At 69.3% G+C, this 15,780-nt stretch carries 9 protein-coding genes and 1 tRNA gene; 7 read left to right on the forward strand and 3 right to left on the reverse strand.

Annotated features, from left to right (window positions below):
• Positions 1 to 21 precede the first annotated feature (21 nt).
• The 6 genes from gltB to AX669_RS09970 all read left to right on the forward strand — a co-directional run bounded on the left by gltB (position 22) and on the right by AX669_RS09970 (position 9,322).
• Positions 22 to 4,557, forward strand: a complete 4,536-nt coding sequence (gene gltB, locus AX669_RS09945; RefSeq protein WP_062258178.1) for a glutamate synthase large subunit — start codon at positions 22 to 24, stop codon at positions 4,555 to 4,557.
• A 1-nt stretch (position 4,558) separates the two neighbouring features.
• A complete protein-coding gene (locus AX669_RS09950; protein ID WP_062258180.1) occupies positions 4,559 to 6,016 on the forward strand; it encodes a glutamate synthase subunit beta in 1,458 nt (485 codons plus the stop codon).
• A 170-nt stretch (positions 6,017 to 6,186) separates the two neighbouring features.
• Positions 6,187 to 7,662 (forward strand): pyruvate kinase, encoded by a 1,476-nt coding sequence (gene pyk / locus AX669_RS09955; protein WP_062258185.1) that lies wholly within the window; start codon positions 6,187 to 6,189, stop codon positions 7,660 to 7,662.
• 86 nt (positions 7,663 to 7,748) lie between these two features.
• A tRNA-Leu gene (locus AX669_RS09960) sits at positions 7,749 to 7,829 on the forward strand.
• A gap of 70 nt (positions 7,830 to 7,899) precedes the next feature.
• Positions 7,900 to 8,712, forward strand: a complete 813-nt coding sequence (locus AX669_RS09965) for a shikimate 5-dehydrogenase (protein WP_006943807.1) — start codon at positions 7,900 to 7,902, stop codon at positions 8,710 to 8,712.
• A 10-nt stretch (positions 8,713 to 8,722) separates the two neighbouring features.
• The gene (locus AX669_RS09970; RefSeq protein ID WP_006943731.1) at positions 8,723 to 9,322 is read left to right on the forward strand and encodes an ANTAR domain-containing response regulator; all 600 of its coding nucleotides are present in this window, start codon (positions 8,723 to 8,725) and stop codon (positions 9,320 to 9,322) included.
• Between the two features lie 75 nt (positions 9,323 to 9,397).
• On the opposite strand, the gene AX669_RS09975 is transcribed toward AX669_RS09970, so the two are convergent.
• Complete coding sequence (locus AX669_RS09975) at positions 9,398 to 9,859, reverse strand: PaaI family thioesterase (protein ID WP_369815081.1); 462 nt, start codon at positions 9,857 to 9,859, stop codon at positions 9,398 to 9,400.
• Between the two features lie 46 nt (positions 9,860 to 9,905).
• Here AX669_RS09975 and polA point away from each other — a divergent pair, with 46 nt between their 5' ends.
• On the forward strand, positions 9,906 to 12,575 hold the full coding sequence (gene polA / locus AX669_RS09980) for a DNA polymerase I (RefSeq protein WP_062258187.1): 2,670 nt from the start codon (positions 9,906 to 9,908) through the stop codon (positions 12,573 to 12,575).
• Between the two features lie 123 nt (positions 12,576 to 12,698).
• Here the strand turns inward: polA and AX669_RS09985 are convergent, their stop codons facing one another.
• The gene (locus AX669_RS09985; protein WP_062258188.1) at positions 12,699 to 13,787 is read right to left on the reverse strand and encodes a sugar phosphate nucleotidyltransferase; all 1,089 of its coding nucleotides are present in this window, start codon (positions 13,785 to 13,787) and stop codon (positions 12,699 to 12,701) included.
• Positions 13,784 to 15,769, reverse strand: coding sequence for an acyltransferase (locus tag AX669_RS09990; RefSeq protein ID WP_197418891.1), 1,986 nt, complete (start codon positions 15,767 to 15,769; stop codon positions 13,784 to 13,786). The genes AX669_RS09985 and AX669_RS09990 overlap by 4 nt, the downstream gene beginning before the upstream one ends.
• Between the last annotated feature and the right edge of the window lie 11 nt (positions 15,770 to 15,780).

Below are 15,780 nucleotides of genomic sequence, written 5' to 3' on the forward strand. Positions count from 1 at the left end.
CGACGAACAGGACGGTGAGTCATGTCTGCTCATGCTTTCTCCGCCCAGCCCGCTGCCCAGGGGTTGTACGACCCCACGTTCGAGCATGACGCCTGTGGTGTCGCGCTCGTCGCGACGATGCGGGGCCACGCCGGCCACGACATCGTCGACGCGGCGCTGCTGGCCCTGACCAACCTCGACCACCGCGGTGCCACGGGCGCCGACCCGCTCGTCGGCGACGGCGCCGGCATCCTCACGCAGATCCCCGACGCGTTCCTGCGCGAGGTCGTCGACTTCGAGCTGCCCGCGAAGGGCTCCTACGCCGTCGGCATCGCGTTCCTGCCGCAGGACGCCGACGGCCAGTGGCACGTCGGCGAGGGCTTCGACCGCATCGCCGACGAGGAAGGCCTCGTCGTCCTCGGCTGGCGTGACGTCCCCGTCAACCCCGACGTCGTCGGTGAGTCGGCGCGCGGCACGATGCCGGTCTTCCGCGAGGTGTTCGTCGCGGCGAAGGACGGCGACGCCTCGGGCCTCGAACTCGACCGTCTCGCGTTCTGTGCGCGCAAGCGCGCCGAGAACGAGCTCGACGTCTACTTCGCGTCGCTGTCGGCGCGCACCATGGTCCACAAGGGCATGCTGACGACGGCGCAGCTCGAGCAGTTCTACCCCGACCTGTCGGACGAGCGGTTCGAGACGGCGCTGGCCCTCGTGCACAGCCGGTTCTCGACGAACACGTTCCCGAGCTGGCCGCTCGCGCACCCGTTCCGCTTCATCGCGCACAACGGTGAGATCAACACGGTGCGCGGCAACCGCAACTGGATGAGCGCACGCGAGTCGCAGTTGCGCAGCGACATCATCCCCGGCGACCTGTCTCGCCTGCTGCCGATCTGCACCCCGAACGCGTCCGACTCGGCGACGTTCGACGAGGCCCTCGAACTGCTGCACCTGTCGGGTCGCAGCCTGCCGCACTCGGTGCTCATGATGATCCCCGAGGCGTGGGAGAACCACGCGACGATGGACCCGGCGCGTCGCGCGTTCTACGAGTACCACGCCGCGTTCATGGAGCCGTGGGACGGCCCCGCGTGCGTGACGTTCACCGACGGTTCGCTCATCGGCGCCGTCCTCGACCGCAACGGCCTGCGTCCCGGGCGTTACTCGGTGACGAAGGACGGCCTCGTCGTCCTCGCCTCCGAGGCGGGTGTGCTCGGCCTCGCGCCGGAGGACGTCGTCGAGCGTGGGCGCCTGCAGCCGGGCAAGATGTTCCTCATCGACACCGAGGCCGGGCGCATCATCCCGGACGAGGAGATCAAGGGCGAACTCGCCACGGCGAAGCCGTATCAGGAGTGGCTCGACTCGGGCATCGTCAAGGTCGGCGACCTGCCGGATCGTGAGCACATCACCCACTCGCTCAGCTCGGTCACGCGCCGTCAGCAGACGTTCGGCTACACGAACGAGGAGCTGAAGATCCTGCTGACGCCGATGGCGTCGACGGGCGCCGAGGCGCTCGGTTCGATGGGCACCGACACGCCCGTCGCCGTCCTCAGCTCGCGTCCGCGCCTGCTGTTCGACTACTTCACGCAGCTGTTCGCGCAGGTGACGAACCCGCCGCTCGACGCGATCCGCGAGGAGCTCGTCACGAGCCTCGGCACGACGATGGGTCCGGAGGGCAACCTGCTCACCGACGGCCCCGAGCACGTCAAGCAGGTCGAGTTCGGCTTCCCCGTCATCGACAACGACGAGCTCGCGAAGATCGTCCACATCAACGCCGACGGCGACCGCGCCGGCTTCGCGGCGTACGTCATCCGCGGCACGTACCGCGTCGACGGTGGTGCGAGCGCGCTCAAGGCGCGCCTGCAGGGCATCTTCGCCGAGGTCGACCAGGCGATCGCCGACGGTCACCGCTTCGTCGTCCTGTCCGATCGTGACTCGAACGCCGAGTTCGCGCCGATCCCGTCGCTGCTGCTGACGGCGGCGGTGCACCACCACCTCATCCGTCAGAAGACGCGTCTGCAGGTCGGGCTCGTCGTCGAGGCCGGCGATGTGCGCGAGGTCCACCACGTCGCGCTGCTCGTCGGCTACGGCGCGGCGCTCGTCAACCCGTACCTCGCGATGGAGTCCGTCGAGCAGCTCGCCCATGAGGGTGCGCTCGGTGACACGACGCCCGAGCAGGCCGTCAAGAACCTCATCAAGGCGCTCGGCAAGGGCCTGCTCAAGGTCATGTCGAAGATGGGCATCTCGACCGTCGCCTCCTACCGCGGCGCGCAGGTGTTCGAGGCGCTCGGCCTCAGCCAGGAGGTCGTCGACGAGTACTTCACCGCGACGACGTCGCGTCTCGGCGGCATCGGTCTCGACGTCATCGCGGCCGAGGTCGCGGCGCGTCACGCGAAGGCCTACCCGAGCGACGGCCAGGGCCCCGCGCATCGCGAGCTCGAGGTCGGTGGCGAGTACAAGTGGCGCCGCGAGGGTGCACCGCACCTGTTCAACCCGACGACGGTGTTCCGCCTCCAGCACTCGACGCGCGCGCGTCGTTACGACATCTTCAAGCAGTACACGCAGGCCGTCGACGACCAGTCGGCAGAGCTCATGACGCTGCGCGGGCTCTTCAAGTTCGCCTCCGACCGTCCGTCGATCTCGATCGACGAGGTGGAGCCGGCGAGCGCCATCGTCAAGCGCTTCTCGACGGGCGCGATGTCGTACGGCTCGATCTCGAAGGAGGCACACGAGACGCTCGCGATCGCGATGAACCGCCTGGGCGCGAAGTCGAACACCGGAGAGGGCGGCGAGGACGTCGATCGCCTGCTCGACCCGAAGCGTCGTTCGGCGATCAAGCAGGTCGCCTCGGGTCGCTTCGGCGTGACGTCGCTGTACCTGACGGAGGCCGACGACATCCAGATCAAGATGGCGCAGGGCGCGAAGCCCGGCGAGGGCGGTCAGCTGCCCGGGCCGAAGGTGTACCCGTGGGTGGCGCGCACGCGTCACGCGACGCCCGGCGTGGGTCTCATCTCGCCGCCGCCGCACCACGACATCTACTCGATCGAGGATCTCGCGCAGCTCATCCACGACCTGAAGAACGCGAACCCGAGCGCGCGCATCCACGTCAAGCTCGTCTCCGAGGTCGGCGTCGGCACCGTCGCCGCGGGTGTCTCGAAGGCCCACGCGGACGTCGTGCTCATCTCCGGCCACGACGGCGGCACGGGAGCCTCACCGCTGACCTCGCTCAAGCACGCCGGTGGGCCGTGGGAGCTCGGCCTCGCCGAAGCGCAGCAGACGCTGTTGCTCAACGGCCTGCGCGACCGCATCGTCGTGCAGACCGACGGCCAGCTCAAGACGGGCCGTGACGTCGTCATCGCCGCGCTGCTCGGCGCGGAGGAGTTCGGTTTCGCAACCGCGCCCCTCGTCGTCAGCGGCTGCATCATGATGCGCGTGTGTCACCTCGACACCTGCCCGGTCGGCATCGCGACGCAGAACCCGGAGCTGCGCGAGCGTTTCAGCGGCAAGCCGGAGTTCGTCGAGACGTTCTTCGAGTACATCGCCGAGGAGGTGCGCGAGATCCTCGCCGAGCTCGGTTTCCGTTCGATCGAGGAGGCCGTCGGGCACGTCGAGGCGCTCGACACAGACGAGGCCGTCGAGCACTGGAAGGCCAGTGGTCTCGACCTCGCGCCGATCTTCGCGAAAGCGAAGATGCCGTTCGGCGGTGAGCTGTTCAACACGCAGGGTCAGGATCACCACCTCGACGCTGCGCTCGACAACGAACTCATCGCGAAGGCGAAGGACGCCATCGAGCACAAGACGCCGGTCGCGTTCGAGACGAAGGTGTCGAACGTCAACCGCACCGTCGGCACGATGCTCGGCCACGAGTTGACCAAGCGCTACCTCGATGAATTGCTCCACGACGACTTCGTCGACATCACGCTGCGCGGTGCGGGCGGGCAGAGCTTCGGCGCCTTCATCCCGAAGGGCCTGACGCTGCGGCTCGTCGGCGAGGGCAACGACTACGTCGGCAAGGGCCTGTCGGGTGGGCGCATCATCATCCGTCCCGACACCGAGACGGCCCTCGTCGCCGAGGAGAACGCCATCGCGGGCAACGTCATCGGTTATGGCGCGACCAGCGGTGAGATCTTCCTGCGCGGCGAGGTCGGCGAACGCTTCTGCGTCCGCAACTCGGGAGCGACGGCCGTCGTCGAGGGCGTGGGCGATCACGGCTGCGAGTACATGACCGGTGGTCGCGTGCTCATCCTCGGCGCGACCGGACGCAACTTCGCGGCCGGCATGTCGGGCGGTGAGGCGTACGTCCTCGATCTCGACGCCGACCTCGTCAACCGCGAGCTCGTCGAGGTCACCGGTCTGCGCGCCGAGGACGAGGACGTCGTCAAGGAGCTGCTGACGAAGCACGCCGCCGAGACGGGTTCATCCGTCGCCGAGTCGTTGCTGAACGACTGGCCTGCGAGCCTCGTCCGTTTCTCGCTCGTCACGCCGCGTGAGTACCAGCGCGTGCTGAGCATCCGCAAGGACGCCGAAGGCATGGGCGTCGACCCCGACAGCGCCCAGGTGTGGGACAAGATCATGGAGGTGAGTTGACGTGGCTGACCCCCGCGGATTCCTCAAGACCCGGGAGCGCGAGCTGCCCGAACGTCGCCCCGTTCCCGTTCGCATCCGCGACTGGAAGGAGGTGTACGAGGAGCAGCAGCTCGGCACCCTGCAGCGTCAGGCCGGCCGATGCATGGACTGCGGCATCCCGTTCTGTCACTCGGGCTGCCCCCTCGGCAACCTCATCCCCGAGTGGAACGACCTGTCGTGGAAGGGTGAGTGGGAGGAGGCCATCGAGCGCCTCCACGCCACGAACAACTTCCCCGAGTTCACCGGACGCCTGTGCCCCGCGCCCTGCGAGACGGCGTGCGTGCTCGGCATCAGCCAGCCCGCCGTCACGATCAAGCAGGTCGAGAAGACGGTCGTCGAGGAGGGCTTCGAGCGTGGTTACGTCACGCCGCAGGTGCCGACGCGCCTGACGGGCAAGACGGTCGCCGTCGTCGGTTCGGGGCCCGCGGGCCTCGCCGCCGCGCAGCAGCTGACGCGCGCCGGGCACACCGTCGCCGTGTTCGAGCGCGACGACGCCCCCGGTGGCCTGATGCGCTACGGCATCCCCGAGTTCAAGATGGAGAAGGGCATCCTCGATCGTCGCATCGAGCAGATGAAGGCCGAGGGCACCCGTTTCCGCTGCAACACCGAGATCGGCGTGACGCTGACGGCGGAGCAGCTGCGCTCGCGCTACGACGCCGTCGTCCTCGCGATGGGCGCGACGGTGCGTCGCGACCTGCCGGTGCCGGGGCGCGAGCACACGGGCACGTACCAGGCGATGGAGTACCTGCCCCAGGCCAACCGCGTCGCGCTCGGCGGCGAGGTCGAGGGTCAGATCCTCGCGACCGGCAAGGACGTCGTCGTCATCGGTGGTGGCGACACCGGAGCCGACTGCATCGGTACGGCGCTGCGTCAGGGCGCGAAGTCGGTGACGAGCCTCGAGATCATGCCGCAGCCCGGCGAGGAGCGTCCGGCCAACCAGCCGTGGCCGACGTACCCGATGATCTTCCGCGTCGCCTCGGCGCACGAGGAGGGTGGCGAGCGCGTCTACTCCGCCTCGACGAAGGAGATCCTCGCGGACGACGACGGCAACGTCAGCGGTCTGAAGATCGTCGAGGTGAAGTTCGTCGACGGCAAGTTCGAGGAGGTCGAAGGCTCGGAGCGAGTCATCCCGGCGCAGCTCGTGCTGCTCGCGATGGGCTTCCTCGGCCCGCAGGGCGAGGGTCTGCTCGAGCAGCTCGGCGTCGACACCGACGAGCGCAGCAACGTGCAGCGCGACGCGAACTACATGTCGAGCGTGCCCGGCGTGTTCGTCGCCGGTGACTGTGGGCGCGGCCAGTCGCTCATCGTGTGGGCGATCGCCGAGGGCCGCAGCGCGGCGCGCGGCGTCGACATGTGGCTCATGGGTGACTCGACGTTGCCCGCGCCGATCAAGCCGACGGATCGTCCGCTGACGGTGTGATCGTCCGCATGTGTTGACGCCTGATCGCGCGTCGTGGAAGCCCCTGCCGCCCTCGTGGCGGCGGGGGTTTCCGCGTCGTCGCGGGCCTACCCGCGAGTACGGTGACGGGGGTCTCACCGGGCGAGATGGTCGACTGAGGGAACGCTCGCGCGGGCGATAGGGTTGGCAGCATGCGTCGCGCGAAAATTGTTGCCACCCTTGGCCCTGCTACCGACTCTGCCGAACGGACGCGTGAGCTCGTCGAGGCCGGCCTCGACGTCGCCCGCTTCAACCTCTCCCACGGTTCGTACGAGGAGCACCAGACCCGGTACGACCACGTCCGCGCCGCCGCTGCGGCGACGGGTCGCGCCGTCGGCGTCCTCGCCGACCTGCAGGGCCCGAAGATCCGCACCGCTCGTTTTTCCGCGGGCCCGGTCGACCTCGCGAAGGGCGACCGCTTCACCATCACGACCGAGGACGTCGACGGTGACTCCGAGCGCGTCGGCACGACGTACAAGGGCCTGCCGGGCGACGTCAACGTCGGCGACATGCTGCTCGTCGACGACGGCAAGGTCGCGCTGCGCGCGGTCGAGGTGACGGCCACGGACGTCGTGACCGAGGTGGTCGTGCCGGGCCGCGTCTCGAACAACAAGGGCATCAACCTGCCCGGTGTCGCGGTGAGCGTGCCCGCGCTCAGCGAGAAGGACGAGGCTGACCTGCGCTGGGCGTTGAAGGCCGGCGCCGACCTCATCGCGCTGTCGTTCGTGCGCGACGCCGCCGACATCACGCGCTGCCACGAGATCATGGACGAGGTGGGCATCCGTCGCCCCGTCATCGCGAAGATCGAGAAGCCGCAGGCGGTCGAGAACCTCATCGAGATCATCGAGGCGTTCGACGGCATCATGGTCGCGCGCGGTGACCTCGGCGTGGAACTGCCGCTCGAGGACGTGCCGATCGTGCAGAAGCGTGCCATCGAGCTCGCGCGCCGCGCGGCGAAGCCCGTCATCGTCGCGACGCAGGTGCTCGAGTCGATGATCGAGAATCCGCGCCCGACGCGCGCCGAGGCCTCCGACTGCGCCAACGCGGTGCTCGACGGCGCGGACGCCGTCATGCTGTCGGGGGAGACGTCGGTCGGTGCGTGGCCGATCGAGACGGTCAAGACGATGGCGCGCATCATCTCCTCGACGGAGGAGCACGGCCTCGAGCGCGTGCCCGACCTCGGCATCCAGCCGCACACGAAGGGCGGCGTCGTGACGAAGGCCGCCGTCGAGGTGGGGGAGACGCTCAGGTGCACGCATCTGGTCAACTTCACGACGACGGGCGACTCGGCGCAGCGCATGTCGCGTCTGCGTCCGCGCCTGCCGATCGTCGCGTTCACGCCGTCGGAGACGGTGCGTTCGCAGCTCGCGCTCGTGTGGGGCGTGCAGACGGAGTGCAGCCCGAAGGTCAAGCACACGGACGAGATGTCGATGCAGGTCGACGAGATCTTCCTCGGCGACGGTCGCTGCATCGAGGGTGACCTCGTCGTCATCGCCGCCGGTTCGCCTCCCGGCATCCCCGGTTCGACGAACGCGCTGCGCGTGCACAAGATCGGCGACGCGAAGAACCGCGTCGCGCCGGCCTACGAGGACCACGAGAAGGCCCGTAGCGCCGCCGCGCAGAACTGATCCTGCCTCAGTCCTTGATCGGCGCTGCTGCCCCCGCGCCCGGTGCGCGGGGGCAGCGCGCGTTCGGGTAAGGTGAGCGGGCACCAGCCGACGTGGTGGAATGGCAGACACGGAGCACTCAAAATGCTTTGCCGCAAGGCGTGGGGGTTCGAATCCCCCCGTCGGCACGCGCACAGGGCTCGACCGTCGAGGTCGAGCCCTTCGTCGTTCCGCGGCGGCGGCGCTAGGCTGGCGCGCATGCTCTCCAAGGACACGCAGCTGTGCATCTCGATGTCGGGGCGCCCGAGCAACATCGGCACGCGCTTCCACAACCGGCTCTATGACGAGCTGGGGCTCGACTTCGTCTACAAGGCGTTCTCGCCGGTTGATCTCGCGCAGGCCGTCGCCGGCATCAGGGGGCTGCCGATCCGGGGCGCGGCAGTGAGCATGCCGTTCAAGGAACAGGTCATCCCGATGCTCGACGCGCTCGACGAATCGGCGAAGGCCATCAACTCCGTCAACACGATCGTCAACGACGACGGCGTCCTCACCGGCTACAACACCGATTACGTCGCCGTCGCGTCGCTGCTGCAGACCCACGGCGTGCCGACCGACCTGCGCATCGCCGTGCGCGGCTCGGGCGGCATGGGCAAGGCGGTCGTCGCCGCCTGCCGCGACACCGGCTTCACGCACGGAACGGTCGTCGCGCGCAACGTCGAGGCGGGGGAGAAGCTCGCCGCGCAATACGGCTGGGAGCACTCGCGCGATGTGCCGGAAGGCACCGACGTCCTCGTCAACGTCACGCCCCTCGGCATGGCCGGCGGCGAGGGCGAGGGGCAGTTGAGCTTCACCACCGACGAGATCGACGCGGCGACCTGGATCTTCGACGTCGTCGCGAGCCCGAGCGACACGCCGCTCGTCGTCGCCGCGCGGGAGCGGGGCAAGAACGTCATCACCGGCGCCGAGGTCATCGCGCTGCAGGCCGCCGAGCAGTTCGTCCTCTACACCGGCGTACGCCCCAGCGACGAGCAGATCCGTACCGCGTCCGAGTTCTCGCGCCAGGACGCGTAGGATTTTCGCCGTGAGTGAGACGAGCGACCAAGACCAGCGCCTGCGCGTCGTCGTGGCGGAGGACGAATCTCTCATCCGCCTCGACCTCGTCGAGATGCTCGATGCGGGCGGCTACGACGTCGTCGCCGCCGTCAGCGACGGGGAAGCGGCCGTGGCTGCGATCGCCGAGCACCGACCCGACCTCGCGCTGCTCGACGTCAAGATGCCCCGCAAGGATGGCATCAGCGCCGCCGAGGAGATCGGCGCCGACGGCCTCACCCCCGTCGTCCTCCTGACGGCGTTCAGCGACCGCCACCTCGTCGAACGCGCGAGCGACGCGGGCGTCATGGCCTACGTCGTCAAACCGTTCACCTGGAACGACCTCGGCCCGGCGCTCACCGTCGCGACCCGCCGATGGCGCGAGATGCGCGCCCTGCGTGACGAACTCGCGGCGATCAACGCCAAGCTCGAGACGCGCAAACAACTCGACCGGGCGAAGGGCATCCTCACCACCAAGCTCGGCCTCGACGAACCCGCGGCGTTCCGCTGGATCCAGAAGACCGCGATGGATCGTCGTCTGTCGATGCAGCAGGTCTGCGACGGCGTCATCGCCGAGTTCGGCGACGCCTGACGCGAGAAGGGTTGTGGAGGTTCGGGCGATGGGTATCGCGAGCCTCCACAACCCTTCGTCGCCAGAGGAGACGTCTCAGCCCTTCGGCAGATCCCGCAGCATGCACGTGATGCGGGCGGTGCAGGTGCGATTGCCCTCATCGTCGGTGATGACGACGTCGTACGCCGCGAGGGTGCGCCCGATCGACAGCGCCGTCGCGGTCGCCGTCACGATGCCGCTCCTCGCGGAACGGTGATGCGTCGCGTTGATGTCGAGCCCGACGGCGAATCGTCCCGGCCCGGCGGCCATGTTCGCGCCGATGGAGCCGACGCTCTCGGCGATGACGACGTTCGCGCCGCCGTGCAGCAACCCGAACGGCTGCGTGTTGCCCTCGACGGGCATCGTCGCGACGACACGCTCGGGGGAGGCCTCGAGCACGCGGATGCCCATGCGCTCGTCGAGCGTGCCGCGGCTCATCTGCGCGAGTTCGTCGAGCATCTGCTCCTGCGTCATCTCGGGCGCGTGGGTTGCGTTCTCGGGCGTGGGGGAGCTCGTCATGGTCTCGCCTTTCGGGTTGTCGGTGCTGGGACATAGGCTGCCACGTGTGAAGCGCTTGTTGTTGTTGGACGGACATTCCCTCGCCTACCGGGCCTTCTTCGCGCTGCCCGCGGAGAACTTCTCGACCTCGACGGGGCAGCACACGAACGCCGTGTACGGCTTCACGTCGATGCTCATCAACCTGCTGCGCGACGAGGAACCGACGCACCTCGCCGTCGCGTTCGACGTGTCGCGTCAGACGTTCCGCAGCGAGGAGTACGCCGAGTACAAGGCGGGCCGTGCGACGACGCCGAGCGAGTTCAAGGGGCAGGTGAGCCTCGTCAAGGAGGTGCTCGACGCGATGGGCGTCACGCACCTCGAACTCGACGGGTACGAGGCCGACGACATCCTCGCGACACTCACCACCCAGGCGACGCAGGCCGGTTTCGACGAGGTGCTCCTGTGCTCCGGCGACCGCGACGCGCTGCAGCTCGTGCGCGACAACGTCACCGTGCTGTACCCCGTCAAGGGCGTCTCGGAGCTGACGCGCATGACGCCCGCCGCCGTCGAGGAGAAGTACGGCGTGCCGCCCGAGCGCTACAGCGACCTCGCCGCGCTCGTCGGCGAGAAGAGCGACAACCTGCCCGGCGTGCCCGGTGTCGGCCCCAAGACGGCCGCGAAGTGGATCGGGCAGTACGGCGACCTCGAGGGCCTCGTCGCCAACGTCGACCAGATCAAGGGCAAGGCCGGCGAGAACGTGCGCGCCCACCTCGATGGCGTGCTGCGCAACCGACGCCTCAACCAGCTGCTCGTCGACGTGCCGCTGCCCGTGACGCCGGACGACCTCGCACGCCACGACTGGAACCGTGACGAGGTGCACCGCGTCTTCGACGGTCTCGAGTTCAAGGTGCTGCGCGACCGCCTGTTCGCGACGCTCGGCACGGCGCAGCCCGAGGCGGAGGGCGACGTCAGCGTCGACGGCGTCGTGCTCGGCGACGGCGAGGTCGAGACGTGGCTCGCCGGTATCACCGGGCGCGCCGGGCTGTTCGTCGACGGCACGTGGGCGAAGGGCGCGGGTGACGCGAGCGGCCTGGCGATCGCCGACGGGAGCGGCCGCGCCGCGTACGTCGACCTGACGACCCTCGCACCCGAGGACGAGCAGGCGCTTGCCGAGTGGCTCGCCGACGTGACGAAGGCGAAGGCCCTGCATGACGCGAAGGGCCCGATGCACGCCCTCGCCGCGCGCGGTCTCACCCTCGCCGGGCTGACGAACGACACCGCCATCGCGGCCTACCTCGTGCGACCCGACCAGCGCTCGTACGGGTTCGAGGATCTGCTGCTGCGCTACTGCCACATCGAACTGCCCGAGACCGGCAAGCAGGCAGCCGGTCAGGGGATGCTCGACCTCGGTGACGTCGGCGCTACGCAGGGCGACGACGCCATGGCGCGCGCCGCGGCCGTCGCGACCCTGGCCGCCGCGCTCGACGAGGCGGTCGCCGACGTCGGTGGCATCGAGCTCATGGCCGAGCTCGAGCTGCCGATCGTCGAGGTGCTCGCGACGATGGAGCAGGCAGGCATCGCCGTCGACCTCGACGCGCTGCACGAACTCGAAGCCGACTACGACGCGCAGGTCGTCGCCGCGCAGCAGGACGCGTGGGACGCGATCGGTGGCGAGCAGGTCAACCTCGGCTCGCCGAAGCAGTTGCAGGTCGTGCTGTTCGAGACCCTGGGCCTGCCGAAGACCAAGAAGACGAAGACGGGGTACACGACGGACGCCGAGGCGATCGCCGACCTGTCGGAGAAGGCGCCGCACCCGTTCCTCGACGCGCTGCTTCGTCACCGTGACGCCTCGAAGCTGCGCTCGACGGTGCAGGGCCTCATCAAGTCGATCGGTGACGACGGCCGCATCCACACCACCTACCAGCAGACGATTGCGGCGACCGGGCGTCTCAGCTCGACCGACCCGAACCTGCAGAACATCCCGATCCGCACCGAATCGGGTCGACGCATCCGTCGTGTCTTCGTGGTCGGCGAGGGCTACGACTGCCTCATGTCCGCCGACTACAGCCAGATCGAGATGCGAGTCATGGCGCACCTGTCCGGCGACGAGGGCCTCATCCAGGCCTTCAACGACGGCGAGGACCTGCACCGGTTCGTCGGCTCACGCGTGTTCGGCGTCGAGCCGAGCGAGGTGACCTCCGAGATGCGCGCGAAGGTCAAGGCGATGTCGTACGGCCTCGCGTACGGGCTGTCGGCGTTCGGCCTGAGCAAGCAGCTGCGCATCTCCACGGCCGAGGCGCAGCGCCTCATGGACGGCTACTTCGAACGCTTCGGTGGGGTGCGCGACTACCTGCGTCAGATCGTCGACGACGCGCGCGCGACCGGCTACACCGAGACGATGATGGGTCGGCGCCGCTACCTGCCCGACCTGACGAGCGACAACCGTCAGCGCCGCGACATGGCCGAGCGGATGGCGCTCAACGCGCCGATCCAGGGCTCGGCGGCCGACATCATGAAGAAGGCCATGCTCGGCGTCGACGAGGCGTTGCGCGCGGCGAACCTGCGCTCGCGGGTGCTCCTGCAGGTGCACGACGAACTCATCGTCGAGGTCGGCGCGGGCGAACGCGACGAAGTCGAACGCATCGTGCGCGAGCAGATGGGTGCGGCCGCCGACCTCGCGGTGCCGCTCGACGTCAACGTCGGCACCGGACGCAGCTGGCAGGACGCCGAGCACTGACGGCCGCCGCCCGTGAGGGTCGACAGCCGGCACGTCGGGTCGGCCGGTGAGAAGAAAACGTTCGCAGCTGCCTCTCGGCCGAGCAGCCGACCTAGAGTGGAAGATTCCGGTTGGGGATCTTTTTCACTCATCTCGGAGGTGCTCATCACCGCTTCGGGCCCGGGGGCCCACGGTTTCGGCCGGGGACCCTTCGAGCCGTTGATGGGGCTCTTGGCCCAGTCGCTCACCCACGTCGAGTGTCACACGGCGGGCGCGCACACCCGGTGTGACGACGGCGTCGTCCCCGATGACGCAGTCGTCCAGCACGGCGCCCGCCCCCACGACCGCGCCGGGCCCGATGATGCAGCCGTTCACGATGGCGTCGGCGGCGACGCGTGATCCGCCCAGCAGCAGGCTGCCGCGGATAGCACCCGCGTCAGGGGTGCCAGCAACCGCCCCCGCCCGCAGGTCGACGGCGTCGAGGTCACGCTCACGCGCCCAGGCGAGGTTCGCCGCCAGCAGGGCGGCGGGCGTGCCGATGTCGTGGAACGGTGCGTCGTCGCGGTGGACGAACACCCCGCCTCGCTCGCTCGCCTCAGGAAACACCTCGCGTTCGAGGGAGACGACCGCGTCGACGGGCACGAGATCGACCAGGGCGGGGGAGACGACGTACGTGCCCGCGTTGACGACGCCCGCAGGCGCGCCTGGCGGCTTCTCCTCGAACGCCGTGACGCGCCCGGCCTCGTCGAGGTGTAGCAACCCGTACGCCGACGCGTGGGGCACGGCGCGTCCGTGGATCGTGGCGAGCACCGGGGGTGCGTCGCCGGCGCGAACGGCACACTCCCGGTGCGCCCGGTGCGCGGCGACCTGCGCGCCGAGGTCATGCTCGGTGATGAGGTCGCCGTTGAGGACGAGCACGTCGTCGTCGGACGCGAGATCGAGCAACCCGCACGCGTGACGCAGCGCGCCACCGGTGCCGAGCGGATGCTCCTCACGGCTGTAGCGCAACCGGACGCCGTACGCGTCGCCGTCACCCAGCGCCGGACGAAAGGCGTCCGCGTGGTACGAGGTCGCGAGCACGACGGATTCGACGCCCGCCGCCGCGAGACGATGAAGTTGGTGCGCGATGACGGGTTCGTCACCGATCGGCAACAGGTGCTTCGGCGTGCGGCGCGTGAACGGCAGCAGCCGGGTGCCGTACCCACCGGCCAGGACGACGGCGTGCAGGCTCATCGGCCGCTGGTGCTTGACGCACTCGACGAGCTGGTGCTGGACGCGCCCGACCCGTCACCGTGCTGCTGGATCTGCGGGGCGAGCCAGTTCCAGAAGATCGGGCCGGACTCGCTGGTGAAGTGCAGCCCATCGGCGTAGAGGTTCACGCCGTTGATGCGGCCGTGATACTGCCCGCCGGGGCAGAGGAAGCCGAACTGGTCGATGAGGGTGACTCCGTTGGAACTCGCCCAGCCCTTCGCCACGTCGTTGAGATGCTCGACCTTCGCGGTGTCGTTGGTCGCGACGACCGTCGGGTCGGTTCCTATCGTCGGCACGCGGTGGCACGACAGGTCGACGAGGTAGGGGTGGGTGATGTTCTGCTGCTTCGCCTTCTGCGCGACGCCGTCGAGGCTGGAGCGCACGAACGCGTCATGCTCGGCGCTGCCGGCGCGAAGCATCCGTCCGTCGACCGCGTAGTCGTTGAGCAGGTTCTGCGGCAGGAAATACAGCATCGTGTCGCGCCCGGCGAGGCCGTAGTACCAGTCGTCATGGAACTGGTCGCACTTCGACAGCGACGGCACCGGCTGGCCGCCACTGCTCTCCTGCCCGGCGAACGTCGTGCATCCAAAGCTCGCTGATTCCGTCAGCTGCAGGTCGGGAAAGCGTGTCTGCGGGAAGTTGGCGAACAGGCTGTGCGGGATCGAGTTGCCGACGAGGATCGCCTTGACGTCCTCACCGGGCGTGTATGTCTTCATCGCGTACGTCAGTTCGCCGCCACCCGAACCGGCTTCCAGATCGGAACCGCCACCCGAGACGTGCGGTAGCGCCAACGCCCCACCGGCGACGACGAGTGCCGCCGCGGCGGCCGCGATCGGGGCGAGCCGACGAGGTGCAGGCGAGCGCGGCCACAGGGCGCGCACCCCGCCACGGCGCACGGGCTGCTCCACGAAGCGGTAGGTCGCCGTCGCGAGCACGAGGGCGGCGACGGCCTGGACGACGCCCGCCCACGCCGCGTCGAGGCCGAGACGCTCGGGCGCGAGGTAGACGTGCAGCGGCCAGTGCCACAGGTACAGCGCGTAGCTGATGAGCCCGAGCCGGCGCAGCCACTCGAACGACAGCACGTGCTGGAAGCTGTTCGGGTGCGGCGAGGCTGCCGCGAGGATCGGCACGAGCGCGACGACGCAGAACGCGACGAGCCCGCCACGGAACAGCCCGGACGACGACTCGTCGAACGTCAGCATCGCGATGACCAGCGCGAAGAGCGCCGGCCACGCGAGACGTTCGAGCCACAGCAGCCACGGCGCGGGGCGCGCATGACCCCACTGCGACGGCCCGATCCAGGCACCCGCGGCGGCGCCGATGAGCAGTTCGAACGCGCGGGTGTCGGTGCCGTAGTAGACGCGCGTCGGGTCGACGCCGGGCACGTACAGGTGCGCCATCCACAGCGCCGACGCAGCAGCGAGCGTGAGCAACCAGAACGCGAGGTGGCGGCGGCGCGTGAGGAACCGCGTGAGCGCGAGCAGCAGGAGCGGGAACAGCAGGTAGTACTGCTCCTCGATGGCGAGCGACCATGCGTGACGCAGGGGAGAGGGCGTGCCGTTCGAGGCGAAGTAGGCCTCGTCACCGGAGATGAAGTGCCAGTTCGCGACGTACGCGAGGGTCGAGAGCACGTCGAGCGAGACGGCGTAACGACGCGACGGCAACGTCCAGAACGTCGCCATGACGAGCACCGCGAGAAGGACGACGACGAGCGTCGGCATGAGCCGTCGGGCGCGTGCCAGCCAGAACCCGCGCAGGTCGATGCCGCCGCGTTGGACGTACTCGCGCACGAGCAGCGTCGTGATGAGGTAGCCGGACAGGACGAAGAACAGGTCGACGCCGAGCCACCCGCCGCGCGCCGCGTTCGGCCACAGGTGGAACACGAGGACACCGAGCACCGCGAGCGCCCGCAGGCCGTCGAGGGCCGGGCGGTATGTCAGGGGGGTGTGGGGGCGGCGAGCCACGGTCGATCCTC

The organism is Dermacoccus sp. CCH2-D9, assembly GCF_001556795.1.
GTDB classification, from domain to species: Bacteria; Actinomycetota; Actinomycetes; order Actinomycetales; family Dermatophilaceae; genus Dermacoccus; species Dermacoccus nishinomiyaensis.

Excerpts from the sequence above, each read along its gene's own strand:
- gltB (WP_062258178.1), top strand. The coding sequence starts at position 22 with ATGTCTGCTCATGCTTTCTCCGCCCAGCCCGCTGCCCAGGGGTTGTAC.
- pyk (WP_062258185.1), top strand. The coding sequence starts at position 6,187 with ATGCGTCGCGCGAAAATTGTTGCCACCCTTGGCCCTGCTACCGACTCT.
- AX669_RS09965 (WP_006943807.1), top strand. The coding sequence starts at position 7,900 with ATGCTCTCCAAGGACACGCAGCTGTGCATCTCGATGTCGGGGCGCCCG.
- AX669_RS09975 (WP_369815081.1), bottom strand. The coding sequence starts at position 9,859 with ATGACGAGCTCCCCCACGCCCGAGAACGCAACCCACGCGCCCGAGATG.
- AX669_RS09985 (WP_062258188.1), bottom strand. The coding sequence starts at position 13,787 with ATGAGCCTGCACGCCGTCGTCCTGGCCGGTGGGTACGGCACCCGGCTG.